Source organism: Ktedonospora formicarum (assembly GCF_016587355.1).
Taxonomy (GTDB): Bacteria; Chloroflexota; Ktedonobacteria; order Ktedonobacterales; family Ktedonobacteraceae; genus Ktedonobacter; species Ktedonobacter formicarum.
Window position 1 is genome coordinate 1,391,390 of the sequence record NZ_BNJF01000001.1, and the last position, 25,813, is coordinate 1,417,202.

Annotated in this window: 23 protein-coding genes; 9 read left to right on the plus strand and 14 right to left on the minus strand. The window is 50.6% G+C overall.

Going from position 1 to position 25,813, the window contains the following annotated elements:
• Positions 1-77: 77 nt before the first annotated feature.
• The 3 genes from K3T82_RS06015 to K3T82_RS06025 all read right to left on the minus strand — a co-directional run bounded on the left by K3T82_RS06015 (position 78) and on the right by K3T82_RS06025 (position 2,545).
• Positions 78-1,106: a M50 family metallopeptidase gene (locus tag K3T82_RS06015; RefSeq protein ID WP_220192578.1), complete on the minus strand. Its 1,029-nt coding sequence runs from the start codon at positions 1,104-1,106 to the stop codon at positions 78-80.
• Positions 1,076-1,282, minus strand: coding sequence for a site-2 protease family protein (locus K3T82_RS06020; protein ID WP_220192579.1), 207 nt, complete (start codon positions 1,280-1,282; stop codon positions 1,076-1,078). Before K3T82_RS06020 ends, K3T82_RS06015 begins: the two co-directional genes overlap by 31 nt.
• Before the next feature lie 84 nt (positions 1,283-1,366).
• Positions 1,367-2,545, minus strand: coding sequence for a 1-deoxy-D-xylulose-5-phosphate reductoisomerase (locus K3T82_RS06025; RefSeq protein WP_220192580.1), 1,179 nt, complete (start codon positions 2,543-2,545; stop codon positions 1,367-1,369).
• Between K3T82_RS06025 and K3T82_RS06030 the strand changes: the two genes are divergently transcribed.
• Positions 2,544-2,723: a hypothetical protein gene (locus tag K3T82_RS06030; protein WP_220192581.1), complete on the plus strand. Its 180-nt coding sequence runs from the start codon at positions 2,544-2,546 to the stop codon at positions 2,721-2,723. The two genes, K3T82_RS06025 and K3T82_RS06030, sit on opposite strands and share 2 nt — an antisense overlap.
• 151 nt (positions 2,724-2,874) lie before the next feature.
• Here K3T82_RS06030 and K3T82_RS06035 read toward each other — a convergent pair whose 3' ends face one another.
• From K3T82_RS06035 to rpsB, 6 genes are all read right to left on the minus strand, one after another.
• On the minus strand, positions 2,875-3,789 hold the full coding sequence (locus K3T82_RS06035) for a phosphatidate cytidylyltransferase (RefSeq protein ID WP_220192582.1): 915 nt from the start codon (positions 3,787-3,789) through the stop codon (positions 2,875-2,877).
• Between the two features lie 216 nt (positions 3,790-4,005).
• Positions 4,006-4,791 carry a polyprenyl diphosphate synthase gene (gene uppS / locus K3T82_RS06040; RefSeq protein WP_220192583.1) on the minus strand — a complete coding sequence of 262 codons (786 nt, stop codon included), beginning with the start codon at positions 4,789-4,791 and terminating at the stop codon, positions 4,006-4,008.
• Between the two features lie 2 nt (positions 4,792-4,793).
• Complete coding sequence (gene frr / locus K3T82_RS06045; protein WP_220192584.1) at positions 4,794-5,351, minus strand: ribosome recycling factor; 558 nt, start codon at positions 5,349-5,351, stop codon at positions 4,794-4,796.
• Positions 5,352-5,447: 96 nt separating this feature from the next.
• A complete protein-coding gene (gene pyrH, locus K3T82_RS06050; protein ID WP_220192585.1) occupies positions 5,448-6,182 on the minus strand; it encodes a UMP kinase in 735 nt (244 codons plus the stop codon).
• Between the two features lie 86 nt (positions 6,183-6,268).
• On the minus strand, positions 6,269-6,868 hold the full coding sequence (gene tsf / locus K3T82_RS06055) for an elongation factor Ts (protein WP_220192586.1): 600 nt from the start codon (positions 6,866-6,868) through the stop codon (positions 6,269-6,271).
• Positions 6,869-7,096: 228 nt separating this feature from the next.
• Complete coding sequence (gene rpsB / locus K3T82_RS06060; protein ID WP_420799292.1) at positions 7,097-7,918, minus strand: 30S ribosomal protein S2; 822 nt, start codon at positions 7,916-7,918, stop codon at positions 7,097-7,099.
• 783 nt (positions 7,919-8,701) lie between these two features.
• Here rpsB and K3T82_RS06065 point away from each other — a divergent pair.
• From K3T82_RS06065 to K3T82_RS06075, 3 genes are all read left to right on the plus strand, one after another.
• Positions 8,702-9,574 carry a response regulator transcription factor gene (locus tag K3T82_RS06065; protein ID WP_220192588.1) on the plus strand — a complete coding sequence of 291 codons (873 nt, stop codon included), beginning with the start codon at positions 8,702-8,704 and terminating at the stop codon, positions 9,572-9,574.
• A gap of 417 nt (positions 9,575-9,991) precedes the next feature.
• Positions 9,992-10,711, plus strand: coding sequence for a Crp/Fnr family transcriptional regulator (locus tag K3T82_RS06070; protein ID WP_220192589.1), 720 nt, complete (start codon positions 9,992-9,994; stop codon positions 10,709-10,711).
• Between the two features lie 15 nt (positions 10,712-10,726).
• Complete coding sequence (locus K3T82_RS06075; protein WP_220192590.1) at positions 10,727-11,416, plus strand: ABC transporter ATP-binding protein; 690 nt, start codon at positions 10,727-10,729, stop codon at positions 11,414-11,416.
• 60 nt (positions 11,417-11,476) lie between these two features.
• On the opposite strand, the gene dxs is transcribed toward K3T82_RS06075, so the two are convergent.
• Entirely contained in the window at positions 11,477-13,414 is a 1,938-nt protein-coding gene (dxs, locus tag K3T82_RS06080) for a 1-deoxy-D-xylulose-5-phosphate synthase (RefSeq protein WP_220192591.1), read from the minus strand.
• 605 nt (positions 13,415-14,019) lie between these two features.
• Here dxs and K3T82_RS06085 point away from each other — a divergent pair.
• On the plus strand, positions 14,020-14,487 hold the full coding sequence (locus K3T82_RS06085) for a hypothetical protein (protein WP_220192592.1): 468 nt from the start codon (positions 14,020-14,022) through the stop codon (positions 14,485-14,487).
• A gap of 118 nt (positions 14,488-14,605) precedes the next feature.
• Here K3T82_RS06085 and K3T82_RS06090 read toward each other — a convergent pair whose 3' ends face one another.
• Together K3T82_RS06090 and gatB are read right to left on the minus strand one after the other, a co-directional pair.
• Positions 14,606-15,871 (minus strand): Glu/Leu/Phe/Val family dehydrogenase, encoded by a 1,266-nt coding sequence (locus tag K3T82_RS06090; protein WP_220192593.1) that lies wholly within the window; start codon positions 15,869-15,871, stop codon positions 14,606-14,608.
• A gap of 78 nt (positions 15,872-15,949) precedes the next feature.
• Positions 15,950-17,437 carry an Asp-tRNA(Asn)/Glu-tRNA(Gln) amidotransferase subunit GatB gene (gatB, locus tag K3T82_RS06095; RefSeq protein WP_220192594.1) on the minus strand — a complete coding sequence of 496 codons (1,488 nt, stop codon included), beginning with the start codon at positions 17,435-17,437 and terminating at the stop codon, positions 15,950-15,952.
• 720 nt (positions 17,438-18,157) lie between these two features.
• Between gatB and K3T82_RS06100 the strand changes: the two genes are divergently transcribed.
• The 3 genes from K3T82_RS06100 to glgP all read left to right on the plus strand — a co-directional run bounded on the left by K3T82_RS06100 (position 18,158) and on the right by glgP (position 22,831).
• Positions 18,158-18,742, plus strand: a complete 585-nt coding sequence (locus K3T82_RS06100; RefSeq protein WP_220192595.1) for a GTP-binding protein — start codon at positions 18,158-18,160, stop codon at positions 18,740-18,742.
• A gap of 448 nt (positions 18,743-19,190) precedes the next feature.
• Positions 19,191-19,880: a response regulator transcription factor gene (locus K3T82_RS06105; RefSeq protein ID WP_220192596.1), complete on the plus strand. Its 690-nt coding sequence runs from the start codon at positions 19,191-19,193 to the stop codon at positions 19,878-19,880.
• Between the two features lie 395 nt (positions 19,881-20,275).
• Entirely contained in the window at positions 20,276-22,831 is a 2,556-nt protein-coding gene (gene glgP / locus K3T82_RS06110; RefSeq protein ID WP_220192597.1) for an alpha-glucan family phosphorylase, read from the plus strand.
• Between the two features lie 269 nt (positions 22,832-23,100).
• Here glgP and K3T82_RS06115 read toward each other — a convergent pair whose 3' ends face one another.
• Positions 23,101-23,697 (minus strand): GtrA family protein, encoded by a 597-nt coding sequence (locus K3T82_RS06115; protein ID WP_220192598.1) that lies wholly within the window; start codon positions 23,695-23,697, stop codon positions 23,101-23,103.
• Positions 23,698-24,121: 424 nt separating this feature from the next.
• Positions 24,122-24,574: a VOC family protein gene (locus K3T82_RS06120; RefSeq protein WP_220192599.1), complete on the minus strand. Its 453-nt coding sequence runs from the start codon at positions 24,572-24,574 to the stop codon at positions 24,122-24,124.
• Positions 24,575-24,845: 271 nt separating this feature from the next.
• On the opposite strand from K3T82_RS06120, the gene K3T82_RS06125 reads away from it, so the two are divergent.
• Positions 24,846-25,793, plus strand: a complete 948-nt coding sequence (locus K3T82_RS06125; RefSeq protein ID WP_220192600.1) for a quinone oxidoreductase family protein — start codon at positions 24,846-24,848, stop codon at positions 25,791-25,793.
• Positions 25,794-25,813: the final 20 nt, after the last annotated feature.

The window sequence follows — 25,813 nt, forward strand, 5'->3', positions numbered from 1 at the left end:
TGGTAGTGCCGCTTCCAGGCAGCCCCCTGCAATAGGGGATGGTTTCCGCATACGATGTTAGGAGTACGTCTCCATAATTAGCCACCCCAATGCATGACGTCACTTACGGTGACGACAACCATCAGAGCAAGCAAGATTCCCATACCAATAAGATTAATAAGGCCCTCGCGTTCGGGCTTAAGACGCTTACCACCCCGAATCATTTCGATGAGAATAAGCACCACACGCCCACCATCCAGGGCAGGGAACGGCAGTATATTCACGATTGCCAGGTTAATACTGAGCATAGCAGTTAAATTCAAGATGTACCACCAGCCAACTGTGGGTACAGTCTGAGCCACCTCACCGGTAATCTTCACAATACCCACCGGGCCAGAGATCTGAGGCTGTATAGCACCCACAATCATCTGTCCAATGGTCGAGATAAAGAGACCAGTCACTGAGAAGGTCTGAGCAAATCCCTTAATAGGTGCTTGCCAGAGTGGGATACTTTCGTACACAGTCTTACCCAGGACTCCCAAGTGCCCCTTATCAGGAGGAGGGCTCACCAGAGCATTAACGGTAATATGGAAGGGAGCCGAGACTCCCGCTCGTTGTACGACAAGCTCGACAGGAATAGTTTGTTTACCTTTATTCTGAACCGCGACTTTATCGACGATATCCTTGACTTGCTGGAACTGTGTGACTTGCTGACCATTAACACTCAAGATCTTATCGTCCGCACGCATGCCAGCAGTGGAGGCAGGCGAATTCGGGGTCACCTGAGCAATTATGGCGGGGTTAGTTGGCTCTCCCTGCCCATAAGCGACAGTAAAAAGCACAATCGCCAGGAGAACATTCATTATCACGCCCGCGCAGAGCACCGCGATACGTTTGCCAGCAGGCTTAGCAGCGAAGCTACCACTATCATAGTTCCCCATTTCGTCTCGCGCATCACCATCCTCACCTGGCATACGTACAAAGCCACCAATGGGCAGAAGGTTAAGCGAATAGATGGTAGATGACTTCTGTGCCTCCCCAGCTAGAGAACGGCTCATACCACCACTCGCGCCTGTGAGAGGGTTCTGGGTATCTTCTAGCTGTTCGGAACGACCTCCAAACCACATAACTTCCCATCCCCTTGAGGTCGACGACGAAAACCCACGATACGCGGAGGCAAACCAATACCAAACTCCTCCACTCGAATACCCGCCCAACGCGCAGTGATAAAGTGTCCAAACTCATGCACAAGCACAAGCAACCCGAAAACCGGGATAGCTGCGAGTAAGTACCAATTATTCATTCACAATATCCTTTACTGCTCAACAATGCCTCCAGCAAACACATTATATGTACGCAAGCCCGCTAATCCCTGGTCTTGCGGCTACTATCCCAGGTATTTTGCGCTACACACACGCGCCTCACTCCTTGCCCAGGCGCAAGCCCCTACAATCGCGGCAGAATCGGGCTGTGAAATTGAATCATGCCGCTCCAGAACAGCCTCTAGAATCTCAGCAATTCCTCGATAGGGAATCTTCCCCTCCATAAACATAGCGACAGCTTCTTCGTCAGCCCCCACCAGAACACTAGGATACGTTCCTCCTCGTTTACCAGCCTCGATCGCCAATTTGAAGCACGGGAAGCGCTCCAGATTCAGTTCCTCAAAGTTTAAACGCGCAACAGTTGGCCAGTTCAATTCTTTAATCAGGTTCTTGTCGCTAGTATCCAGACGTTCAGGATAGGTCAGAGTATGCAAGATGGGTAGATGCATGGTGGGTAAACTGGCCTGCATCTTAATCGAACCATCGCAGAACTCAACCATCGAATGGATGATGCTTTCAGGATGCACCACGACATCAATCTGCTCATAGGGCATATCGAAAAGCCAGTGCGCTTCGATGACCTCTAATCCCTTGTTCATCAGGGTCGCACTATCAATTGTAATCTTTGGTCCCATACGCCAGGTGGGATGGGCCATAGCCTGCTCCACAGAGACATCGCGCAACTGCTCAAGAGGAGTCGTGCGGAATGGGCCACCTGATGCTGTAAGAATCAATCGGCGAATGGAGTTGTTTTCTTCACCATGCAGACATTGCCAGATGGCACTATGTTCACTATCAACTGGCAGGATCGCAACTCCATGGCGTCGTGCAGCCTCGGTCACCACGTGACCCGCCATCACCAGAGTTTCCTTATTCGCCAACGCAATCGTCTTACCAGCGCTAATCGCTGCCAATGTGGGACGCAGACCATCCTGACCAGAAGTCGCCGCAACCAGGATATCAGCATCCGCATGGGTCGCAACAGCTAGCAAGCCACGCTCACCCAGAAGCGCTTTAGGTAGTGCTTCGCGTGCCTTACGCTCTACTTCGGGCGAATCGGCAAAGCAAGCCACCAGGTCAGGGCCAAACTCTTTCGCCTGTTCCACCAGCAAGTCAACATTGCTACGCGCAGCCAGCGCGACAACCTTGAACTGTTCAGGGAAGGAGCGCACAATATCGAGCGTTTGCCTCCCCACCGATCCAGTACTTCCAAGTAAAGCGATGCGTTTAGGAAATGTGCTCATGCAACCTATATTTACGGGACTGGCTGTTTCTCTGCTCAACGACGATGGGCTTACTATATATATAATAACGCGTCGACGACCAGAAAACCTTCCAGCGTTCCCGCCCTTCTATCTCAATGCTAGTAAGATCTTACACAAAAACCAGCGCCACTGGTCGCGACCAACACAAATTCCTTAGACGAATATCGGAGCGCATCAGCGCTAGCTGCCGCAAAGGCAGCGTTGATATTCGTACCAAGAAAAACGCACTCGGGTTTCCGCATAAGAAGTAAGTGCAAATATGTCGTATTTGTATTTACTTGTCCGTCTTGTGGCACGAGGGGACCATTTCAGAGTCCACCAACGAGCGAGGCAAACATAGATACAACAATCACAGCAAAGAGCAAACTATCGATGCGATCAAGTGCCCCTCCATGACCAGGTACAATTTGTCCGCTATCTTTCACATGCATCTGTCGCTTAATCAGAGACTCAGACAGGTCACCAAATGTCGCTGCGATCCCTATCAGGATACCTAATAACACAGCAAGGTACCAGGGCAAACCCAGGGGAAGAACGGTACAGAGCAGAGACGCAATAATCGAAAAAACAAGCCCTCCTGCAGCTCCCTCCCATGATTTGGCAGGACTGATCCGTGGTGCCAGCTTATGTCGCCCAACTAGTCGCCCCGTGAAGAATGCCGCTGAATCAAAGCCCCATACACCTAGCAAGGTGGCGAGCGTCCACCAGGCACCATGAGGAAGGGTTACCACCAAAGAGGGGGTCAACTGCACAACGCCAGCGCCAAAGCCACGCAATAGAAGTAAGAGGCTCGTTGGCACGCCAATATAGAGGGAAGTCGTTAGAGTCAGAGCCCAATCGATGATAGAACCATCAAGATTCTTACGCGCGAAGAGAACGGGAAAAGAAACTAATAAGACAACGCCTAACCCGGCTTCAAGCAGCACAGCCCGCTGAGCGGGAAAAAGTACTGCTATTTGAAAGAGCAAGCCCCAGCCCAAACTCAGCCAGAGCATAGGTCGATAACCTGCGCGTTGGAGCATCGTATGCAACTCATACGCCCCCAGTACGAGCAAAATCAGCGTCGCGGCAAAAGATGCCCAACCGCCAAACCAGACAACAACAAGCACTACAGGGATAAGAACAAATGCGGTTAGCAGGCGCTGCCCGACCGATGTGCGATTACTTTTCTGTGGAGGAGGTGTCGAAGCACCAGGCTCTATATGTTCATTCGCGCTTTGCAAACAAAATCTTTCCTCTACGAGGCAGAGCCAAAGCTCTCAAGCCATAAAAACCGATAAAAACAATAGGGCGGTAATCATATGCCGCCCTACATTATATACTATCGGAGCCTGCCAGTTATAGCGCAGATGGAGAGATCGCAGTAATTGAAAAACTCAATCCTTGAGTTCTCTCTTCGCGCCTGCGGCACTCATGGTGACAGGAAGACACCTCTTTATTTAGCCATTCTTGGGAGTGATGCCTCCAAACTTGCGTTGGCGTTGCGCAAAGCTTTGAAGTGCCTCTAGAAGATCCTCACGCCCAAAATCAGGCCAGAGCGTTGGTGTCGCATAGTACTCACTGTATGCCGACTGCCAGAGTAAGAAATTGCTCACGCGCATCTCACCAGCTGTACGAATCACCATATCAGGATCTGGGAGATCGCGTGTATATAAATAGGAAGCAATCAATTCTTCGGAAATGGCCTCGGGCTGAAGCCCGTCAGCAATAATCTGGCGTACGGCATCCACCACTTCGGCCCGACCACCATAGTTAAAACACACATTCAAGCCGATGCGCGTGTTGTTCTTTGTCAGTTCAACGGAATCGCGCACGGCCTGTTGAATATCAGGAGAGAGATCATGTAGGCGACCAAGATGGCGCAGACGCACACCATCGCGGTGTAGTTTCTCAAGGTCAGAGCGAATTGTTTCCCAGAAGAGACGCATCAGGCCATCAACCTCTATACGAGGGCGATTCCAGTTCTCTGTCGAAAACGCATACACGCTGAGCATCTCAATATTCTCATCAGTCGCGCACTCGACAACGCGGCGAAGCGCAGAGACGCCTGCTTTATGACCCGCCACGCGCGGTAAATGGCGACTAGTGGCCCAACGTCCATTGCCATCCATAATGATGGCAATGTGACGAATGGGAGGTCGAGACTGCTCAGATGCGACTGATTGTGGCTGCGCCGAAACATTCTCTTTCCTCCGTGAGGATAAGAGATCTTGTATCTTGGTCAACGTTAGACCTCCAGAATCTCCAGTTCCTTGGTTTTGCCGATTTTGTCCATCTCATCGATGAACTTATCAGTGAGCTTTTGTAGCTTGTCCGAGCTACGTTTCAGCTCGTCCTCGGAAACTTCCTTTTTCTTTTCACGATCACGCAATTTATCCTGCACATCGCGCCTCACATTGCGAACAGCGACCTTATGCTCGTCCATCTTCTTATGAAGCGTCTTGACAAGATCTTTACGGCGCTCTTCGCTCATGGGTGGGATATTCAGGCGAATGACCTGGCCATCATTATTAGGATTAATACCCAGGTCAGATTTTTGAATAGCCTTCTCAATATCGGCAACCATCTTCTTATCCCACGGCTGGATCACCAAAAGGCGAGCCTCAGGCACAGCGACGGTCGCGACTTGATTAATGGGCGTTGGGGTTCCGTAGTAATCGACAGTAATACGCTCAAGCAGAGCGGCACTGGCGCGACCTGCGCGGATAGATCCCAGATCTTGCTTGAGTGCGTCAACAGCGCGTTTCATGCGCCTTTCAGCGTCATCAAATAGATCAGCAGTCATAGCTTCAACCCCTTTTCACTGGGCACTGTCTCACACCAACCAACATGCAAACGCGATCAAACGAATGGTGCAAGAATGTTCAATATCGCACGATCTCTAGACAGATTCTGGTATGTTCTGGGTGACCAGGGTACCACACTTCTCACCGCGCACAATGGCCTCCAGGGCCCCTTCTTGTTGCAGGTTGAACACGATAATCGGCATGTGATTATCCTTGCACAACGAAAGAGCGGTACTATCCATCACCTTTAATCCCATGTTCAGCGCCTGCATATAGCTAATCTCATCGAATCTACATGCATGCCGATTTTTGACGGGATCGTCATCATAAATGCCATCGACTTTTGTGGCCTTGAGCAACACCTGCGCATTCAGTTCAACAGCGCGTAGAGCCGCAGCTGTATCGGTGGTAAAGAACGGGTTACCACTCCCCGCTGCCAATATCACGACGCGACCCTTCTCCAGGTGACGCACCGCCCGGCGGCGGATAAATGGCTCCGCGACAGGAGGCATCTCGATAGCTGTCTGAACTCGCGTCGTCATGCCGAGCTTTTCAGTCGCATCCTGCATAACAAGCGAGTTCATAACGGTTGCCAGCATACCGACATAATCAGCGGTAGCGCGATCGATGCCAGTCGAAGCGGCATCAGCTCCACGCCACATGTTCCCCCCGCCGATCACCATCGCGATCTCTACCCCCAATTCATGGACACGCTTGACTTCTGCAGCAAGACGTTGTACAGTCTCGGCGTCAATACCATATCCCTGACCGCCCAGGGCTTCACCACTGAGCTTGAGTAGAATGCGCTGATATTTCAGTTCGGTTGCCATAAGAGATGTCCTGTCTTAGTTCCTTTCAGAAAACCTGAGCGCGCTAGCACTTGCCACGATAGCAGCGTTGGTTTTCGCATAAGAAATTAGTCTTCACCAAGCTTGAAACGGCTGAAGCGGCGCAGAATGATGTTCTCACCGGTATCGGCAATAACCTTACGAATCAGATCGCCAATGGTGATGGTGTCATCTTTCACCCAGGGCTGCATTGTCAGAACCTGCTCAGAGAAAGCCTTCTTGAGCTTGCCCGCAATCACATCCTCTTTCTTCGCCTCAGGGACGCGAGCCATGGACGGATCTTCCAGGATCTCCTGCTTCTTGAGCTCAACTACCTCGGCAGGCACATCCTCATAATTTACATACTTGGGTGCCACACCTGCGATCTGAAGTGCCAGTTCACTGGCGAGCTGACGGAAAGCCTCGCTTCGCGCGACGAAATCGGTGCTGCAGTTAAGTTCCAGCAAGACGCCGATGCTATGATTGTGATGCACATATGAGAAAACGCCACCCTCTTTGGTCTCGCGACCGGCAGCCATCATTTTCTCAGCCTTGCGATCACTTCTAGCATCCAGGATCTTGATGGCATCGTCCCAGTTACCTGCATCCGTAAGCGCATTCTTACAGTCAGCAAATGTCGCGCCAGTCTCCTCGCGCAACTTCTTCACATCCGCTGCCGTGTAGTTCATGATTCGTTTCTCCTCAATTACGTAGATGTATGATACTCAGACGCCATTACCAGTGCAATGACCACTGTCCTTGATTTTTGGACTCTGAGTGCTTGACAAATGAGAAAAGAGCGTGTATAAGCTCCTCAACCCAATAACATACAAGCTATTATAGGTTGGAGAGCAGGAAAAAAGCGGGCGCAGGAGGTCCGATTTGCCTCTTGCTCCCGCTTGTAAAGTCTTTGTGTGTTACTCTTTCGTAACCAACTCACCCTCTGAGCTTGCGGATGCAGGCTCGGCCTCAGCAGACGCCGGAGCGGACTCTTCAGCTGAGGTGACAACTGTCTGCTCCTCAACCTGCGTCTCTTCTTCGGTGGTCTCCTCGTCCTTGTTAAGCGCATCTAGCTGGCGGCGACCTTCAACTGCGGCATCAGCAATCTTGGCGCACAGCAGGCGAACGGCGCGAATGGCGTCATCGTTGGCTGGGATGGGATAATCCATCTCATCGGGATCGCAGTTGGTGTCTGCCAGCGCGATGATTGGGATCTCCAGGCGCAGCGCCTCAAGAACAGCCGTGCGCTCCTTGCGGGTATCAATGATGAAGAGCGCGCTTGGCAGCGAACGCATATCTTTAATACCGCCCAGAATGCGCTCAAGGCGCACCATGTCGTCCGTCAGGCGCTGAACTTCTTTCTTAGGCAGGCGCTCAAAATCGCCATTTTCACGGCGGCGCTCAAGATCGCGCAGGTACTTAATGCGAAGCTGAATGGTCTGGAAGTTTGTGAGCATGCCACCGAGCCAGCGCTGGTTGACGTAGAACATACCACAGCGCTTGGCCTCTTCGGCTACAGCCTCTTGAGCCTGCTTCTTTGTGCCGACGAAGAGCAAGGTACCGCCGTCAGCTACAAGTTGCTCGACGAACTTGTAGGCCTCGTTCAGGCGCGTTACCGTCTGCTGCAGGTCAATGATATGAATACCATTGCGGTCCATAAAGATGAACTGCTGCATCTTGGGATTCCAACGGCGCGTCTGGTGTCCAAAGTGAACACCGGCCTCAAGAAGTTGCTTCATTGAGATGATATTAGCCAAAAATCGATCCTCCCTTAGCCTCCGCTCTCGATCTTTACCTGGACAACAGGGCCACCCGGTACTACCACTACCAAGCCTTCACTCGCCTGAACAAAACCAGTCACCAACTTGAAACATTGGCACAAGCCTTATTTTGCAGGCATTTCAATTAAAGCTTATGGACCCCAGGGCGTGCCAGATCAGAGAGCGTGTGTAATCTTATAGAAACAGTCAGTCGTAAAGCACGACATTAACGGGGCATACTGCCTCCCGCCAGTTGAGAAGTATAGCATAGAGAGACTAGAGACGCAAGAATCTTTTCGGCTGAGGCTTCCTTACCATGACCTTTTACCGCCCTATCTTGTATAAAACGTAGTATCCTCATTGGCTATCATCTTCCATATGAGAGGCAAATAAGGTATAATTGGTTAGGACAAAATAAGGGTGTAAAAGAGTGGAGGAAATAGATGCAGGGTAGGATACAGTTCTCACGCGTACATCTTATCGCATACGTGCGAGCACAGCACCCCTTCTGGTCACATATGAGGCGCCTCCCCACTCCTAGCCCGACGCCTTTGATGTTTCTCCCTCGTAGAAGAAGGACCACACTACGACGTGTTCATCTTGTGCATATACGGAATTTTCTGGATTAACGCCGTTTGCCTCTTGAAATGAGAAGTATAGTGTAATATATACCCATACACATTTATAACTAAGCAGCTAGCAGCACATCAGCTAAGATTGCTTTTACAGGGGTTGAAGAAGTAGAAAGGGTTTTCAAACAAAATGGTGAATATCCTCATAGTCGATGACCACTCCTTAATGCGACGTGCCGTCAGAGAGGTACTCGAAAAAGAGCGAGACTTTACAGTGGTAGGCGAGGCTGGTACTGGTCAGGAGGCTGAAGAGCAAGCAGCCCAAACGCAGCCAGACGTCATCTTAATGGATATGGATATGCCCGATTGCAATGGCTTCGATGCTACCGAACGGGTATTGACGCACTCACCTCAGTCACGCGTCATTATCTTCACTGCCGCCCATGAGGATCTACATGTGTTCAAGGCCATTCAGCGAGGCGCTATGGGCTATATCACTAAAGATATAGAGCCCGATGCCTTGATACACGCCGTCCGTTGTGCCGCACGTAACGATCTTTGCATTCCCGGTGCCCTGGCAACACAAGTCCTGGCCTATATTCGCAATGTCTGGCGCACACAGGAGCAATTCTACTCGGCACGCTTTATTCCCGATACGGTGGCCTATCGCACACCACGTCGCACACGGCGCACGAATAAGGCACAAGGTATGCAAGGTATGCAGGAAAATATGTCTGATAGGATAGTAGCCGAGAGCCCCAATGAGCTTGAAGAGAACAGCGAGGGCGCCCAGGGAAATACCGTGCAACCATCTATTGGTACCAAGCCAAGACGCAGGCCAAGACCTCTCACCGGTCGCGAACGCGAAATCCTCGACCTTATGCGCCTGGGACGCAAAAATCGCGAGATTGCCCGTGAACTTTGTATAGCCGAATCGACGGTCCACAAACACGTACAAAATATCTTCGAGAAACTACGAGCGCGCAACCGCACTGAGGCCATTTACTTTACGAGTATGGGGGGCAACTCCTCGGCAGCCAGTCACTTCCTGATATCCCGCTGAGCGGCCCCTTTGGTCAGCCAGCCTCTTATCTTGAGGATAATACTGAATACGAGGAAGAAGATATGCTTGAGGAAGAAAACTTTTCTCCAACACCAAATTCAAACGCCACCCAGGTAATGGTACAATAAAAGCGAAAGTACCAATACAGCGGGCTCCCTTCGGACGAAGGGAGCCCGCTGTGTAATGCAACTACACTGACTTATGTTTTCACGAAAACATCCACACGTGTCTGCACACACCCCAGCGGTATGGGGAATAATAAAGCAGCAGTGTATGATGTTCCTCTCTCTCACGCTGAAACACCAACTCTTCTCCCATGTTTTAAGCAGGCGAGGTTTTCTGCGGCGCAATGTGATAACATTGGTTTACAGAGAGATTATTCTGAGAAAGACAACTGTTTGCGTGCAAAGGAAACGGGTGCAGAGACAGCAAAACCCACACAAGAACAATCCAGTAGTAGAACGCCTGTCGTTCTTAGCACAACATAGTGTGTTTCAACACCTCAATATTGAGGACCTCAACGTACTAGCACATAGGTCCACCGAGATTACATGTGCACCTGGTCACATTTTGTATCGACCAGGCGATGTAAGCAAGACCCTTTTCATGTTAAGAGAGGGCATAGTGCAACTCTACTATCTCTCAACAGATGGGCGCAAACTCGTTCTTGTAACCCCAGAGAGCGGAACATGTTTCGGCCTCTCTATTCAACCAACCAACCAAACCCATCAGAGCTTCGCTGAGTGCTTATCCCCTTCACGCATCTACACATTCAACAAGCTTGAATTAGAGCCACTCCTGAGCCAACGTCCTGCGATCACCCTGGCGCTTCTCTCCAGCCTTGAACAACGCCTCTTCTCTATAGAGAAACAACTTATCGATACAACCTTCAAGAGTGTGCTCGCTCGCCTAGCAAGCTTACTTCTCCAGATCGCACAAGCACATCCACACGAACATGAAAGCCTCGTCGTCACGGGGCTAACACATGAAGAGTTGGCCGAACGCCTGGGCGTGTATCGCGAAACCGTCAGCAGCGCATTGCGTGAGCTTAGAGATACGCATGTTATTCAGCTCAACCGCCGCCGTATCGTCATCAGTTCACCCGAACGCCTTGCCTCTATCGCGCATACTGAGTAAAGAGAGGAAGCATGGATGATTGATAATACGCCACTTATTAAAGCAGTGAATGTACGAAAGATTTATCGCATCGGGCAGCAACGCATCGCAGCCTTAGACAATATCAATCTCTCAGTAGCACATGGCGAGATGGTCGCCATTATGGGGCAAAGCGGCAGCGGAAAGACAACCCTTCTCAACTGTCTCTCCGGTCTTGATACCATAGATGAAGGCGAAATCGCTATCGCGAACCAGAACCTGCGTGACCTGGGCGACAACGAGCGCACAAAATTTCGCGCTCGCCATATGGGTTTTATCTTTCAAGACTTTAACTTGCTACCTGTGCTTAGTGCCGTTGAAAACGTAGAACTGCCAATGCTGGTCTCCAGAGTTCCGGCCCGTAGGGCACGCAAACGAGCCCTTGAGATGCTCGATCTGGTTGGGCTCTCACAACGCGCACGCCATCGTCCCGCCGAACTCTCAGGCGGTCAACGCCAGCGTGTAACTATCGCGCGCGCGTTGACAAATGAACCCACAATCGTCTGGGCAGATGAGCCCACAGGCAACCTTGATAGCGAGACGGCCCAAGAGATCATTCAATTGCTCATGACGCTTAATCAGACTCAGCATCAGACTTTCGTGATCGTCACTCATGCGCAAGAGGTAGGAAAACAAGCAGATCGTCTCATCACTATGCGCGATGGACGTATCGTTGAACAGGGTTGAAAAGAGGATAGCGGTACCAACCTGTAAGCCGATACCGCTAAAGAGCCTGCGAGGAAAAGATTAAGCCAGAGTTGGCTGCTGAGTTCCGAGCATCTCACGAACCACTTCTTTGATGTGAGCAGAAGAGAGCCCATAAAGCTCTTTCAGAATAGCAGGCGCGCCATGCTCAACAAATGTATCGTTAGGAAGCCCAATGACACGGGTTTCAACATCGTGCAGGTTGTGTTTCTCAAACAACTCTAGCACGGCACTCCCAAAACCACCCGCCACTACATGGTCCTCAATTGTCACGACGCGACGCGTCCCCTGCGCCAGTGCCAGAAACAGTTCTTCATCAAGTGGCTTGGCCCAGCGGGCGTTGACGACGGTAGCCTTGATGCCTTCGGCAGACAATTCACGAGCGGCAACCTCGGCCTGTGCGACAGTGGAACCATAGGCCAGGATCGTGCAATCGCTTCGCACTGCTTCTGCCAGCGTCGTCGGGCTCAAGAGTTCAGCCTTTCCAACCTCAAGCATATGCAGATCATCACTCATATCAACACCAAGTGCCTTGCCGCGTGGGTAGCGCAGAGAGATGGGGCCATCGAGACAAACCGCAGTGTAGAGCATATGGCGCAATTCTTCTTCGTCTTTGGGTGCCATAACCTTCATATTCGGCAGCATACGCATAAAGCCAATATCAAAGACACCATGCTGTGTTTGCCCATCCTCACCAACAATACCCGCACGATCCATCGCGAAAACGACATGCAAGTCTTGCACGCAAACATCATGCACAATCTGATCGAAGGCACGCTGCATAAAGGTTGAATAGATCGCCACTACAGGCTTAATGCCTCCTACCGCCATACCCGCCGCAAAGGTAACCGCATGTTGCTCAGCGATGCCCACATCAAAGTAACGATCTGGGAAGCGCTGGCACATCTTTTTCAACCCGGTTCCCTCCGCCATCGCGGCGGTGATACCAACCACCGAAGGATCACTTTCCGCGATACGTACCAGCGTATTAGCAAATACCTCGGTATAGGTTGGCGGATCGCCAACGTTCTTTTTGATCTCGCCAGTCCTGTAGTTGTACGCGCCAGGTCCATGCCAGGTCGTCGAATCGTTCTCGGCAATCTCCCAGCCCTTGCCCTTCTTCGTCACCACCTGCACCATCACCGGACCATCAATATGCTTCACGTTCTCAAATACATCAAGCATAAGGGGAATATCATGTCCATCGAACGGGCCAAAAAACTTGATACCCAGCTCTTCAAAGATGGCACCGCTTTTACTATGCATCACAAACTGCTTAAAGCTCGTCTCAGCACGCCCCGCAGCCGAGCGAGCCTTGTCGCCTACGACTGGTAGACGCTCAATAGACCCCTTCGCCATATCACGCAAACGCTGATAGCTGGGCGTCGTTTGGACTTTCCGTACCTGCCCCAAATATTGATGCAAGGCCCCTACATTGTCCGAGATCGACTTATCATTATCGTTCAGGACAATGATCAAGTTCTTCTTCATGCTACCAGCGTTATTGATAGCTTCAAGTGCCATGCCACCAGTGAGCGCACCGTCACCAATAATAGCGACAACGTTGGTGTTTTCACCGTTTAGATCACGCGCAGCAGCCATACCAAGCGCAGCTGATATTGACGTACTTGCATGGCTCGCTCCAAAGGTGTCGTAAGGGCTCTCATCGCGGCGCAGATACCCGGAAAGACCTCCAAATTGGCGAATCGTATGAAAACGGTCGCGCCGACCCGTCAGGAGCTTATGTACATATGCCTGATGTCCAATGTCCCAGACAAGGAGATCTTCTGGTGTATTAAATGCACGATGCAAGGCCATCGTCAATTCAACTACACCCAGGTTAGGAGCCAGGTGCCCACCCCTCACAGAGATCTTTTCGATAATCTCTTTACGTATCTCTTCCGCCAGTTGCTCCATTTGTGGAACTGACAGGGAACGCAATTGCTTTGGGCTGTCGATGGTATCAAGAATCCTGGTCAAAGGTTTCCTCCGAATACTGCTGCACCGATCTTGCTTGCTCTGGGCAAGCCATAATCAGTGGATATCCTCTATGACATCCTTTACAACTGACTGCTTACATTTCTCTGGTAATTACTCAGGCACACTCTCTCAATCTCTACGAGACACATGGCTCCACTCTTGAACTGCTCTGAATAATTATTCCCTTTATATGATGATGCAGACAAATGACAGAATAGGTCTATTTCTGTTATGACTCTTCGTATTATAAGTTCGAAGGCCTTCCCTGGCAAACCTTTGGTCCAAAAAATTCATGCACTTAAGGGCTTGACAGGCCATAAAACAGCTTCACAAGCGATCTCATCGTGGTCCACATGTCCCTTGACAGCCCTACATTTTCTTTTTATTATGACACACGAGGGACTACTTTGAGCACGGAACAGGTTTCTCTCACTTTACGATCTATACTGAAACATCTTTCTTTTTCAGCGTAAGTTACCCATTGCTTCAGCATATACGTAGAAGTAAACGCTCACGCGCGCACGCGCGCAATGAAAGGAGGCATAGTCTCTCGCGCCATCAAAGGTAACTTTGACTTGATACAACCGCGAGAGGCTGCATAGCTCATGGTAAAAAAAGATAACGAGAAAGACTCAGAGAGGCCACACTATTACTCCCAGTTCTGGCTTGACGTCGCAGCGGGCCGCAGAATTATTGGCGCTCCTAAGGAGGAAGGCGAAGGCGATGCATCTGTCGCCACTGCCGCTCCTAAGGCGTCTCCAGCCTCCGAAGACACTCATGAAGAGGAGGAAGCAACCTCCTCTTTCGAAACAGTTGATCAGGCGGATGCCTATGCCGAGCCAGAGGAAGAGTTTGCCAGCGATACCTACGAAGAAGTTGTAGACGCTGACGTTCCCGACGTTGATATCGCTGAAGAGGAGGAGGAAGACGAGGACGAGGAAGGCCTCTATGAAGAGGAGGAGGAAGACGAGGACGAGGAAGAATGGGGTGGACGCTCACGCAAGAAGAGCAAGCCCACACGAGCCGTTAAACCAACCAAAAAGCCTCGCCGAGAGACACGTCGTGGCTTTTAAAGCTTGAGCGACATAGACAATCTTATGTCCGCATCATCACTATGAAGATATAAGAACACAATAGAGTGAGGGGTCGGGTGTGTGAGGCACCCAACCCCTCACTCTATTGTGAGCACGACTATGGATAAATTCCTCTCACCTTTGTTGCTTCGGCGACACGGGCTATCGCCAACATATTCGCAGCCAGACGCATGTCACAATGGTAGGTATCGGCAGTCTGAGCAACCGCATCAAACGCGCTATCCATAATTACTTGCAATTTGCTTGTAATCTCTTCTACTCCCCAGAAGAAGCTCTGAAGATCTTGAACCCACTCGAAGTAACTCACTGTCACCCCACCAGCATTCGCCAGAATATCAGGTATTAACAATTTCCCTTTTTGCGAGAAGATGGCATCTGCCTCAGGTGTGGTTGGGCCGTTGGCGGCCTCAGTAATAATTTGAGCCTGCACACGTTCGGCATTGGCGGCATTGAGCGCTCCCTCTGTAGCGGCGGGTATGAGTATATCACAGGGAACCTCCAGAGTTTCAAGTGAGGAAATGTGTTGCGCTTGAGGATAGGTTCCCACCGAGCCATGCTCCTGCTTATGGCGTACAATTGCAGCCGGATCGAGACCATCTTCGTTATAGATACCACCGCTGGTATCGCAGACGGACACGATCTTGCAGCCTTCATTGTAGAAGAGGCGAGCGGCAATGGCTCCCGCATTGCCGAATCCCTGGACACTCACTCGCGCGCCCCGTAAAGGCATACCAATGCGCTGAGCAGCGCGCCTGGTCACAAAGAGTACCCCGGTCGCGGTAGCCTCGTTCCGCCCCTCGCTTCCACCAATGGAGAGCGGCTTACCAGTAACAACCGCAGGTATCGAGAAGCCCTGGTGCATGGAATAGGTATCCATAACCCAGGCCATAATTTGAGAATTGGTATTCACATCAGGGGCGGGAATATCGCTATGAGGACCAATAATGATAGCGATCTCAGTCGTGTAGCGACGCGTCAGGCGCTCTAATTCCGCAGTGTTCATGCTTTTGGGATTGCAGATCACTCCACCCTTCGCGCCACCATAGGGAATGCCAACTACGGCACACTTCCAGGTCATCCACATCGCCAGAGCTTTAACCTCGTCGAGCGTTACCTCTGGACTATAACGAATGCCTCCTTTGGCAGGGCCACGATTGACATTATGTTGAACACGGTAGCCAGTAAACGTTTTGATTGAGCCATCATCCATTCGCACTGGGAAATGGACAGTGAGCTCACGCTTGGGTTGGCGTAGAATCTCTCGCATATTTTCCGAGAGATCCAGTCGGTCGGCGGCCAGCTCAAATTGCTGGACCGCCATGTGATAGGGATTGAATGAGAAAGACTTGACCTCGTCGTCCATGTCTTGCGCACTCCTTCTTCCACGCGCTCACAGCCCGTCTTTTCGCGTCACTGCTCATTACCGGCTGCTCCCCGTGGACTATGGTTGCAAACTATCTAATTTGGCCTTCAGTAAGGGCTGAACCATATTGGCTTTGGCCTGACCGCGCGTTTGCTTCATCACCTGACCAACCAGGGCTTGCATCGCGTTGGTCTTGCCACCCAGGTAGTCATTGACGACTTTCTGGTTCTTAGCAATAATCTCGTCAATAATGGCTTCCAGGGCACTAGTATCCGTAATTGGTGGCTTGAAGCCCTTTCTCTCTACTACCTTTTCTGGTAATTCGCCCGAAACAAAGGCTTCATCAAGTACCTCTTTGGCCTGCTTGCCAGTGATACGCTCACCCTCCAGCAGGTCAAGCAGATTCGCCAGCGCTTCGGGTGAAAGTGGGCTTTCTTGCACTACGATGGATTTCGCATTCAAAAGGCGCACAACTTCGCTCAAAAGCCAGTTGCTTGCGGCTTTCGCACGGGCCTTCTGATCCTTCACCTTAGACACACTCAAAACCTGTTCAAAGTAATCACCCAGGGCTTTGTCTTCAGTCATGACATTGGCTTCTTGCTCAGAAAGACCATAATCCTTGGCATAACGGGCACGGCGGGCATCCGGCAATTCTGCCAAGCCAGCGCGAATGCTCTCAACACGCTCACGGCTAATGATCAGCGGAGGCAGATCGGGCTCTGGAAAGTACCGATAGTCGTTGGCATGTTCCTTCACGCGCTGCGTCAGTGTAATGCCACGCGCCTCATCCCAGCCGCGTGTCTCCTGGCGAATCCGTCCACCTTCGCGCAGGACGGCAATCTGGCGGCGGGCCTCATAATCGAGCGCACGCTCGACGGCGCGGAAGCTGTTCATATTCTTGATTTCGGTCTTCGTCCCCAGGCGCTCCTGCCCACGTGGGCGTACAGAGACGTTGGCATCACAGCGCAAGCTTCCCTCTTCCATACGGCCAGAGGACACACCCAAGTAGACCAGAATCTCACGCAGCTTTTGCATGTAGAGGCGAGCCTCCTCGGGGCTACGCATATCAGGCTCGCTGACAATCTCCATGAGTGGGGTACCCGAGCGATTCACATCGATCAAGCTATACCCCTCCCGATGCTGGAGCTTGGCGGTATCTTCTTCCAGGTGAACACGTGTGACGCCAATACGCCGACTCTGACCGTTCACTTCGATAGTCAGATAGCCGTCGTGGCTGAGTGGGATATCATACTGTGAGATCTGATAACCCTTCATCAAGTCAGGATAATTATAGCTCTTGCGATCAAATTTAGAGTATTCGGGGATAGAGCAATGCAGCGCGAGCGCCGTCATAATCGTATAGCTAACAGCCTCTTCGTTAATTACAGGCAGCACACCAGGCATGCCCATACAGACAGGGCACACATGTGTGTTCGGGGCTTCATTGGCATAGCCAGTGCTACAAGAGCAGAACATCTTGCTCTTCGTCAGCAGTTGCGAATGGACCTCCAGGCCAATCACGATCTCGAAATCCGTATCAATGGGAGTAGAAGCAGTTGTAGTCATGCGCCAACCCTCAACCTTTATTTGTATCAGTATCTTCAGAAACGCTTCAAGATTCCGCCCCAACCATGGCGATGCCGTGCATAGTCGAACCGATAAGACCTGGAAAGCTTTCGCTTCTGAAAGACAGATATGCGTCGCATTTTACTGTAAGTCTAGCCCTTTCCAGGTCATTCGTCAATGGGATACCTCAACTAAAGGCACAAACCAGGAGAAGCAGCAATAGCAGACCTTTCTTACACCCTCTTCAAAAACTTTACAAAATGGCTAGCCGCTCGCCATACATTGCATTACTGTGTGAAATAGCGTACAATTTTGGCGTATCAACGGTTGATTATGAGAGAGAACACGACCTGATCGCAAGGTATTACCGCTCACCATGTCTCGCTCAAGTACAGCATCTCAATGTCATCAGCCCAGGACGAGCATGCTAGTAGCGTAATACCTGGGCGTTTTCTTGTCTAAAATAAGCGGAGCCCTTGAGAAGATCCTTCTTGCTGTGATGAAACCCTTCGGCGAGTCTTTCTAAAGAAGCAGCACAAAATATGGGTTGCTCCAAAATAGAAACCAATTTTTCACATGATTCCGCTCAGTAATCGCAAGCCGTTGGCAATTTTGTCAAAATACGATATACTGTCCCGGACAGTAGTAGCACACACTACTGCCTGATATACATCATTATACAGGTAGTGGGCGTAAGAGTGGGCAGGAGAACGAAATGATATGTCTCTGATCAATATGGCGAAACGAGAGATCAACTGCAAAATTGTCTATTACGGCATTGGTCTCTGTGGCAAGACTACAAACCTTCATTACATCCATCAGGCAGTAAATCCCCAAGACGTAGGAAGCATGGTATCCATCGATACGGAGACAGAGCGTACGCTCTACTTCGACTTACTTCCTTTGGAGTTGGGTAAGGTCCAGGGTTTTAATATTCGCTTCCAGTTGTATACGGTCCCAGGCCAGATTCTCTATCAGCAGACACGTATCTCCGTCCTCAAGGGTGCCGATTGCGTCGTTTTTGTGGCTGACTCCCAGGCAAGTAAATTGCAAGAGAATATCGAGTGCTGGAATGAGTTACAAGAACAGTTACGTCGCATGAATAAGGATATCACAGACTATCCTCTGGTCATGCAGTGGAATAAGCGCGACCTGCAAGATACATTACCAGTCTCAGTTCTGGAAAAATATCTTAATCCCTATCGTGTCCCGAGCTACGAAGCTGTCGCCGTAACAGGGAGAGGCGTCATCGAGTGCTTGCGCGTTGGTATTAATACCACCTTGCAACGCCTGGAGCGCTTCTAATATCTTAAGCGAGAACCTGCTGCGATTAACGCTCAGGTTTTCGCTTAAAGAGTAATTTTGCCGACGTCATGTTGAGAATATAAACAGACATTGTAGCGAAACGTCTCCAGAAAGGAGCCGCATAGTCCAGAGCGATCAGACATAATGCGGCTCCTTCAAATATTTTGCCCTCCTCCCACATTTCAAGCCTTTTCAGTGCCCCACTCAGATACATCTATTCGCACAGAAATAGAATTTTTGCCCTCAGACCAATTGTTCACAGCGCGTTTTGTGTGTATAATGGGCACAACCAAAGGTAATAGTACTTTCCCCTGGCACAACAGGGACTATATTACTGGGTAAAAGCGCCCCTTTTAACCAGTTCGACTTGGAGTTTTGCTACATAAAGAGTGTAGGCAGTGTAGCGGTGGCGCCTCCACGCTGTCTGCTCTTCGCAAGAAGGGAATGCATGGAAACGATACGTGTCATCATCATTGATGAACAACCTCTATTCCGTGAGGGGATTCGAGCTACCCTGGAACAGATGGGTAACTGCGAAATTATTGGAGAGTCGACGGATGTTGGAGAAGTGCTGGACATAGTCCGCACCAATACCGCAGATGTCGCCCTTATCGATGCAGGTCTCACTTCCTCTGATCCACTTGAGATAGCACGGCAGACGCGTCATCTCGCACCCCGGACGGCCATTATTATGCTGACGCCTTCCGAAGACGAGGAGCGCCTATTTCAATCCATCAAAGTTGGTGCAGCTGCATACTATACGCGCAACATTACCGCGCAAGAATTAGTCGATGCCGTGCGCAAAGTCAGTCAGGGAGAATACCTCATCAATGATGACGTGCTCTCCAAACCTCAGCTCGCTAGTCGTGTTCTGCGGTCATTCCATGAATTGACCGTTGAGAAGGAAGAGGGTACACCAAAGGATAGTTATTCACCCCTCTCCAGTCGCGAAGTCGAAATTCTTGACTACATCGCGCGCGGTAACAGTAATAAGGAGATCGCGAAGTCATTGAAGATCAGTGATCAAACCGTAAAGAACCACATCACCTCAATCCTCAAGAAGTTATCCGTCAGCGATCGTACAGCCGCAGTTGTGCATGCTTTGCGCCACGGCTGGATCAAAATCAACGAGAATTAACAATCCGCAAGGACACAGGACATTGCAGGGTGGAACCTTCCCGTCACTTCTATCTGGAAGCGAGCCTCCCTCTTTTCCTGTGCCCTCTTTCCGCTCCTTCCCCTGCATAAATCAGCGAAAACGACTTTGCTCTAACACCAGCCAAGCCTCAGAACGCCTTTTTATCTGAGCAGGTTTTTTGTATACTGAAAGTACAGGTACCTATCATCCATATTGAAGCACAATTACAAAGTGGTACATATGCCTCACTTGTACTGGTATCTCTGGTGTTGGTAGAAGATTGGCAGGCACACGCATCGACCTCACACTCCACCTGTAGCTTGACGCTGGGGTGTATATGTTGCGCTCCATGCCACAGATATTCTCATTTGAGAGAAGAAAGGAAGTCTAGACCTGTGAAAGTCTACGGTCGCATAACGGTCTTTCCCATTATGCCATCTCGCATTAGCCGCCTCTATGAGCTGGCATACAATCTCTGGTGGAGTTGGCATCCCGAGGCACGTGAGCTCTATAGCTCGCTTGACCCAGAACTCTGGGAGCAGATTGGGCATAACCCGGTGCGCTTCCTCAGCGAAGTAGAGCCACAAAGATTGGAACAGGTCGCCGACGATGGCGAATACCTAGAGCGCTATGACAGCGTTATCCATGACTTTGATCGCTATATGCATCCTGAAGAGGATGAAACCTGGTTCTCACAGAACTATCCTCATTTGCAAGATAGGACTATCGCCTACTTCTCGGCAGAATTTGGACTCCATGAATCTCTTCCCATCTACTCTGGTGGCCTGGGGATTCTCTCGGGCGATCATTGTAAAGAGGCAAGTGACCTGGGCCTGCCCTTTGTTGGCGTCGGATTTCTATATCCTCAGGGCTATTTCATTCAGCAAATCAATCGCGATGGTGTGCAAGAGGCACTTTACGAAAAGCTGCACTTCTCTGAAGCTCCGGCAGTACCAGCAGTCGATCCTGATGGGAATGAAGTGGTTATCAGCGTCGATCTTCCAGGCAGACGCATTTATGCCAAGGTCTGGAAACTGATGGTCGGGCGCGTTCCCCTCTATCTCATGGATACCGATGTTGATCCCAACGCCCCTAACGACCGTGAACTTTCCGCACGCCTCTACGCAGGTGATCGCGAGATGCGTATCGCACAAGAGATTGTGCTGGGTATCGGCGGTGTACGCGCACTTCGCGCTCTGGGCATCACTCCTGCAGCCTGGCATCTCAACGAAGGACACGCGGCCTTCCTGAGCCTGGAACGCTGTCGCGAACTAGTCGCGCGTGGACTCAGCTTCAATGAAGCACGTGAGGTTGTCCGCGCCAACTCGCTCTTTACGACACATACGCCGGTTCCTGCTGGCAATGATACCTTCAACTATGACCTGGTCGATAAGTACTTCAACTCCTATTGGAGCTTGCTAAAGTTAAACCGCGACCAGTTTATGGAGGTAGCACGCGAGGATCATGGCTGGGGCTCGACCTATGGCATGACAGTGCTAGCTCTCAAGCTGACTGGGCAGCATAATGGGGTGAGCAAACTGCACGGAGCGGTCTCCCGCAAAATGTGGCAATTCCTCTGGTCTGGACTCGATGTTGATGAGGTGCCTATCGAATATATAACCAATGGGGTACATACCTTTTCCTGGATCGCACCTGAAATCAATTTGCTCTTCCAACGCTATCTGGATGCCGATTGGGGCCGAAATGTTGACGATCCGGAATTCTGGCGGGAGCGCATCAAACTACTTCCCGATGCCAAGCTATGGGAGGCACATCATCAGCGCAAAGAGATACTAATCGACTACGCCCGCGAGCGACTAAAGCAACAGCATCTACGCCTGGGAGAAGGCTCCCTTCAGATCGACGAGTTCGAGCAGATGCTTGACCCGAACGCATTCATTATCGGATTCGCACGCCGCTTCGCCACATATAAGCGCGCCGCGCTGCTTTTCCGCGATCTCGACAGACTCAAGCGCATCCTGAATGATCCCGAACGCCCGGTGCAAATCATCTTTGCTGGTAAGGCTCACCCGGCTGACGAGCCGGGCAAAGCGCTCATAGAGCAGATCTATCGCGCCTCACGTAGCCCAGAATTCAAAGGCAAGATTATTCTGCTGGAGAACTATGATATCGATATGGCGCGCTATCTTGTCTCTGGCACGGATCTCTGGCTGAATACTCCCATCCGCCCCTATGAGGCCAGTGGTACCAGTGGGCAAAAGGCGGCTCTTAATGGACAGCCAAACTGTAGTATTCTGGATGGCTGGTGGGCCGAGGGCTATAATGGGCAGAATGGTTGGGCGATTGGCGAAGAGCGTGAATACCACGATCAAGAAATTCAGGCCGAGGCCGATAGCCTCTCGCTCTATCGCCTTTTAGAAGAGGAGATTATTCCCACCTTCTTTGACCGTGACAACGAGGATATTCCTCATCGCTGGATCGGGTATATGAAGGAAGCCATTAGCACCTGTATGCCCCAGTTCAGCATGCGCCGTATGGTCAAAGAGTATACAACCAATTACTATGTACCTGATATTGAGCAGAGTATACAGGCGGGAGATGGCAACTATCAAGATGTACGCACTCTCGCAGCCTGGAAAGAACGCATCAATCGATATTGGAGCAATCTACAGCTCTACATTCAGGGTCAGCGTAATGGACAGCTTAGCCTGGGTGAGGGCATTGATGTACATGCCTGGGTCCGCACCACAAACCTGACGCCTGAAGATATCAGTGTGGAACTAGTATATGGCAACACGAAAGAGGAGCTAGCGAAACCTCAACACACGGTCACCATGAAGTATATCAAGCGTGAAGAGGATGGAGCCTATCGTTTCGATATCCATCTCACACCAGCCGAAAGCGGCAGTATTGCTTACAATGTCCGTGTCGTTCCCTCTCACCCACTTCTAACCGAGAAATATGAGATGGGCCTTATTCGCTGGGCCTAATCAATAATGCCCTATGACGCAGGTGTGATACGCACCTGCGTCATAGGGCATTTTAACGCTTGAAAATCACGCTCTACCTACATAGGTTCACCCTAAAATACGGCTACCAGTACCGCCTGTGCGGCTGCTTGCCTTGCCACCACACGATTTCCCCGCAAATTGAACTTGTGTGTTTGGACGTAAGACCGTCCAGGCTAACTGTGCTGAGGTCCATGAACGGCACACTATATACAGTAATATCGAGCTAACACACACTTCTTGCCATCTGTTTACTCGGCTGAGGCAACCTTTTTGACACGGCGATAGGTAAAGAAGTGATGCGCCGAGAAATTATAGAACAAAACGAGAATCAACGCGATTGCCTGGGCAAAGAAGGGCCACACATGCGCGAACTGCGAGAGACCAAATTGAATCAGAAATGTTAAGACACTCCCACTGACTGAGGTAAGATGAAAGCGCCAGCAGCGCTGTAATCGAGAGCGATCCCTGCCTCCATCCATATGTCGGAAGGTAAAGTAGTCATTGAGGCCAAAATTCACTAGAATAGAAATTTCGGTTGCGCATATAAACGCAAAAACGTTTCGCGCCTGATCATTAGCAATTGGAACATAGTGATTAAAGACAAAGAAGAAGAAAAGGTTCGCAAGCGCGGCGAGGCCACCAATAAAAACATAAGTGCCGAGACGCTGTATCATACCAGCACGCCCACCAGTCAGGTCGTCAACGAGATCCAGTAACTGGTTCGCAACTTTCCAGGGATAAGGGCGGTAAGAGCGTGTTGGCGCGATGACCGGGGTTGTAGGCGCTGTCTGTTCTTCGGTAAGGACTGACGCTACAGAGACTTCCTCCAGATTACTTAACGACATGCAAATCTCCAAACATTTTTCTTGCTCCTTATACGAAGGCCTGAGCACCAACACTATGTGAGAGCAGCATTAGTCTTCGTATAAGACCTGAGAAATCGTTGCACAGGATGTTCTGTTCACGAATGCAAGACGGTCCATCTATGAGCAAAGTAACGCATAAGCCAAAGAGGTACTATGAGTACTATCCGCCTCACATCTACATATCAAAGCAGTCATGTAAGAAAACAGCCATCCTTAGCTCGCTAAGCTACGAAGTCCTGAGGAGTAGCTAATTTGGAGAGGACACTTCTAATACTAGCCAGCGCTCCCATTATAAAGAAGAACGCTGGCTAGTATTGGAAATTTCAGTAGAGATCGAGGTGAGTATAAGAAGGATAGAAGGATGATAAACCAGTTTCGCCCGCCTGAACAGGGCAAAAGCTTCTTATGCAGCAAACCCAATACAGCGAGCCAGGCAGAGCGAACGCGCTTCAGGAGATGGTTCTAACAAAGAAAACATATTGCCATCGGGATCGGTGAACATGGCTTCAACCCCATATAATTGTCGTGTCGGAACCTGGGAGAACGAGACGCCTCTTGTCGCCAATTTCTCATACATACTGATACAATCTTGAGTCGCAAAGACCCAGGGAACATTGTGTTTCATCCGTTCCTGAGCAGTTTGCACCCACCCATCATCATGAAATGCATCAGGTTTAGCAAGCGCCAGCTGCGGCTTCCGCTGCCCCTTTGGGGCCACAGTAACCAGGCGCAATCCTGGCGCATATGTGACATCCAGGCATTTCTCCAAACCGATAGCTTCTGTATAAAAGCGGAGTGCCATATCCTGATCTCTCACCAGGATAGAAACAAGAGTAAGTGGTGTTATCAGTCGCATGTGTTATCCCCTAGCCCACCATAAAACAACATTGCAAAAACGCTACGTATTCGCCTACCAAACTATTCTTTCTGCGCCCCCTTATTATATAAAACATTTGTTCTAATTACAAGAGAATTCTTCGCCCCCAAGTATGCACCTCTGTGAATCAAACTCGGCAGGGCTGGTGAATGTGCGATACAATATGTGAGAACAACTCAATTCCTGTGTGAAACCGCTTGCAAGCAGAAACGGTTCGATATACGAGCAATACGTCTGAAGGAGAAATACGATGAAAGCTGTCCAATTCGCTAGCTATGGTGCCCCCAATGTGCTTCAACTTCGAGATGTACCCGATCCTATTGCTTTGGCAGGCCAGATACTCTTAGAGGTAAAGGCAACGACGGTCAATCATCTAGATCTCTTTCAGCGAGACGGAAGTCGTCCTGTTGCTCAACTCCCCTTTACGCCAGGATTGGAAGCGGCTGGCATCATACTTGCGAATGGGCATGGCTTCCAAGCTGGCGAGCGAGTCCTGACAACACGTGCATTGGGAGCCCTGGGCGGTGGTGGCTATGCCTCGAAGATCGCCGCGCCGATCTCACACCTGGCCCGTATTCCAGACAGTGTTAGCTTTGAGCAAGCTGCGGCGGCTGGTCTCGCAGCCTCAACAGCCTGGGGCAGTCTCTTTACACTTGGCAAACTCCAGGCAGGTGAACGAGTTCTGATCTGGGCTGGCTCCAGTGGAGTTGGCTCCGCTGCCATCCAAATCGCGAAACAAAGGGGGGCCTGGGTCGCGACCACCACCAGTTCTCACGAACGAGGAGAAGAGCTCCGTAAGTTGGGAGCCGATCTTGTACTCAATCACCGCCAGCAAGATGTTGGGCAAGAATTGCAGAAATTAGGCGGAGTACAATTGGTAATAGAGCTAGTAAGCTCTACCTTACAGCAAAGCCTGGAGGCTTGCGCGCCCAACGGGCGGGTTGTTCTGATTGGGAATCTGGGTGGCAAGGAAAGCACCGTTGATACCCAATCCTGGCGACTCAAGCGCATATCCGTCATAGGTGGAGGGCAGCTACAAGCCTCACCCCAGGAAGAGGAACAGGCGTTGCAACTGATTGCAACGAAGAAGTTCGTACCTCTCATCGCTTGCGCCTTACCCATTGAGCAAGCAGCCGAGGCACATGCCCTCCTGGAATCTGGAGAGCCCCAGGGAAAAATCGTGCTGCTCCATTCATAGGCTCAGCCTGGGAAGAATGA

Excerpts from the sequence above, each read along its gene's own strand:
- K3T82_RS06015 (WP_220192578.1), bottom strand. The coding sequence starts at position 1,106 with ATGTGGTTTGGAGGTCGTTCCGAACAGCTAGAAGATACCCAGAACCCT.
- K3T82_RS06020 (WP_220192579.1), bottom strand. The coding sequence starts at position 1,282 with ATGAATAATTGGTACTTACTCGCAGCTATCCCGGTTTTCGGGTTGCTT.
- K3T82_RS06030 (WP_220192581.1), top strand. The coding sequence starts at position 2,544 with ATGCAACCTATATTTACGGGACTGGCTGTTTCTCTGCTCAACGACGAT.
- K3T82_RS06025 (WP_220192580.1), bottom strand. The coding sequence starts at position 2,545 with ATGAGCACATTTCCTAAACGCATCGCTTTACTTGGAAGTACTGGATCG.
- frr (WP_220192584.1), bottom strand. The coding sequence starts at position 5,351 with ATGACTGCTGATCTATTTGATGACGCTGAAAGGCGCATGAAACGCGCT.
- pyrH (WP_220192585.1), bottom strand. The coding sequence starts at position 6,182 with ATGGCAACCGAACTGAAATATCAGCGCATTCTACTCAAGCTCAGTGGT.
- tsf (WP_220192586.1), bottom strand. The coding sequence starts at position 6,868 with ATGAACTACACGGCAGCGGATGTGAAGAAGTTGCGCGAGGAGACTGGC.
- rpsB (WP_420799292.1), bottom strand. The coding sequence starts at position 7,918 with ATGAAGCAACTTCTTGAGGCCGGTGTTCACTTTGGACACCAGACGCGC.
- K3T82_RS06065 (WP_220192588.1), top strand. The coding sequence starts at position 8,702 with ATGGTGAATATCCTCATAGTCGATGACCACTCCTTAATGCGACGTGCC.
- K3T82_RS06075 (WP_220192590.1), top strand. The coding sequence starts at position 10,727 with ATGATTGATAATACGCCACTTATTAAAGCAGTGAATGTACGAAAGATT.
- K3T82_RS06085 (WP_220192592.1), top strand. The coding sequence starts at position 14,020 with ATGGTAAAAAAAGATAACGAGAAAGACTCAGAGAGGCCACACTATTAC.
- K3T82_RS06090 (WP_220192593.1), bottom strand. The coding sequence starts at position 15,871 with ATGGACGACGAGGTCAAGTCTTTCTCATTCAATCCCTATCACATGGCG.
- gatB (WP_220192594.1), bottom strand. The coding sequence starts at position 17,437 with ATGACTACAACTGCTTCTACTCCCATTGATACGGATTTCGAGATCGTG.
- K3T82_RS06100 (WP_220192595.1), top strand. The coding sequence starts at position 18,158 with ATGTCTCTGATCAATATGGCGAAACGAGAGATCAACTGCAAAATTGTC.
- K3T82_RS06105 (WP_220192596.1), top strand. The coding sequence starts at position 19,191 with ATGGAAACGATACGTGTCATCATCATTGATGAACAACCTCTATTCCGT.
- K3T82_RS06115 (WP_220192598.1), bottom strand. The coding sequence starts at position 23,697 with ATGTCGTTAAGTAATCTGGAGGAAGTCTCTGTAGCGTCAGTCCTTACC.
- K3T82_RS06120 (WP_220192599.1), bottom strand. The coding sequence starts at position 24,574 with ATGCGACTGATAACACCACTTACTCTTGTTTCTATCCTGGTGAGAGAT.
- K3T82_RS06125 (WP_220192600.1), top strand. The coding sequence starts at position 24,846 with ATGAAAGCTGTCCAATTCGCTAGCTATGGTGCCCCCAATGTGCTTCAA.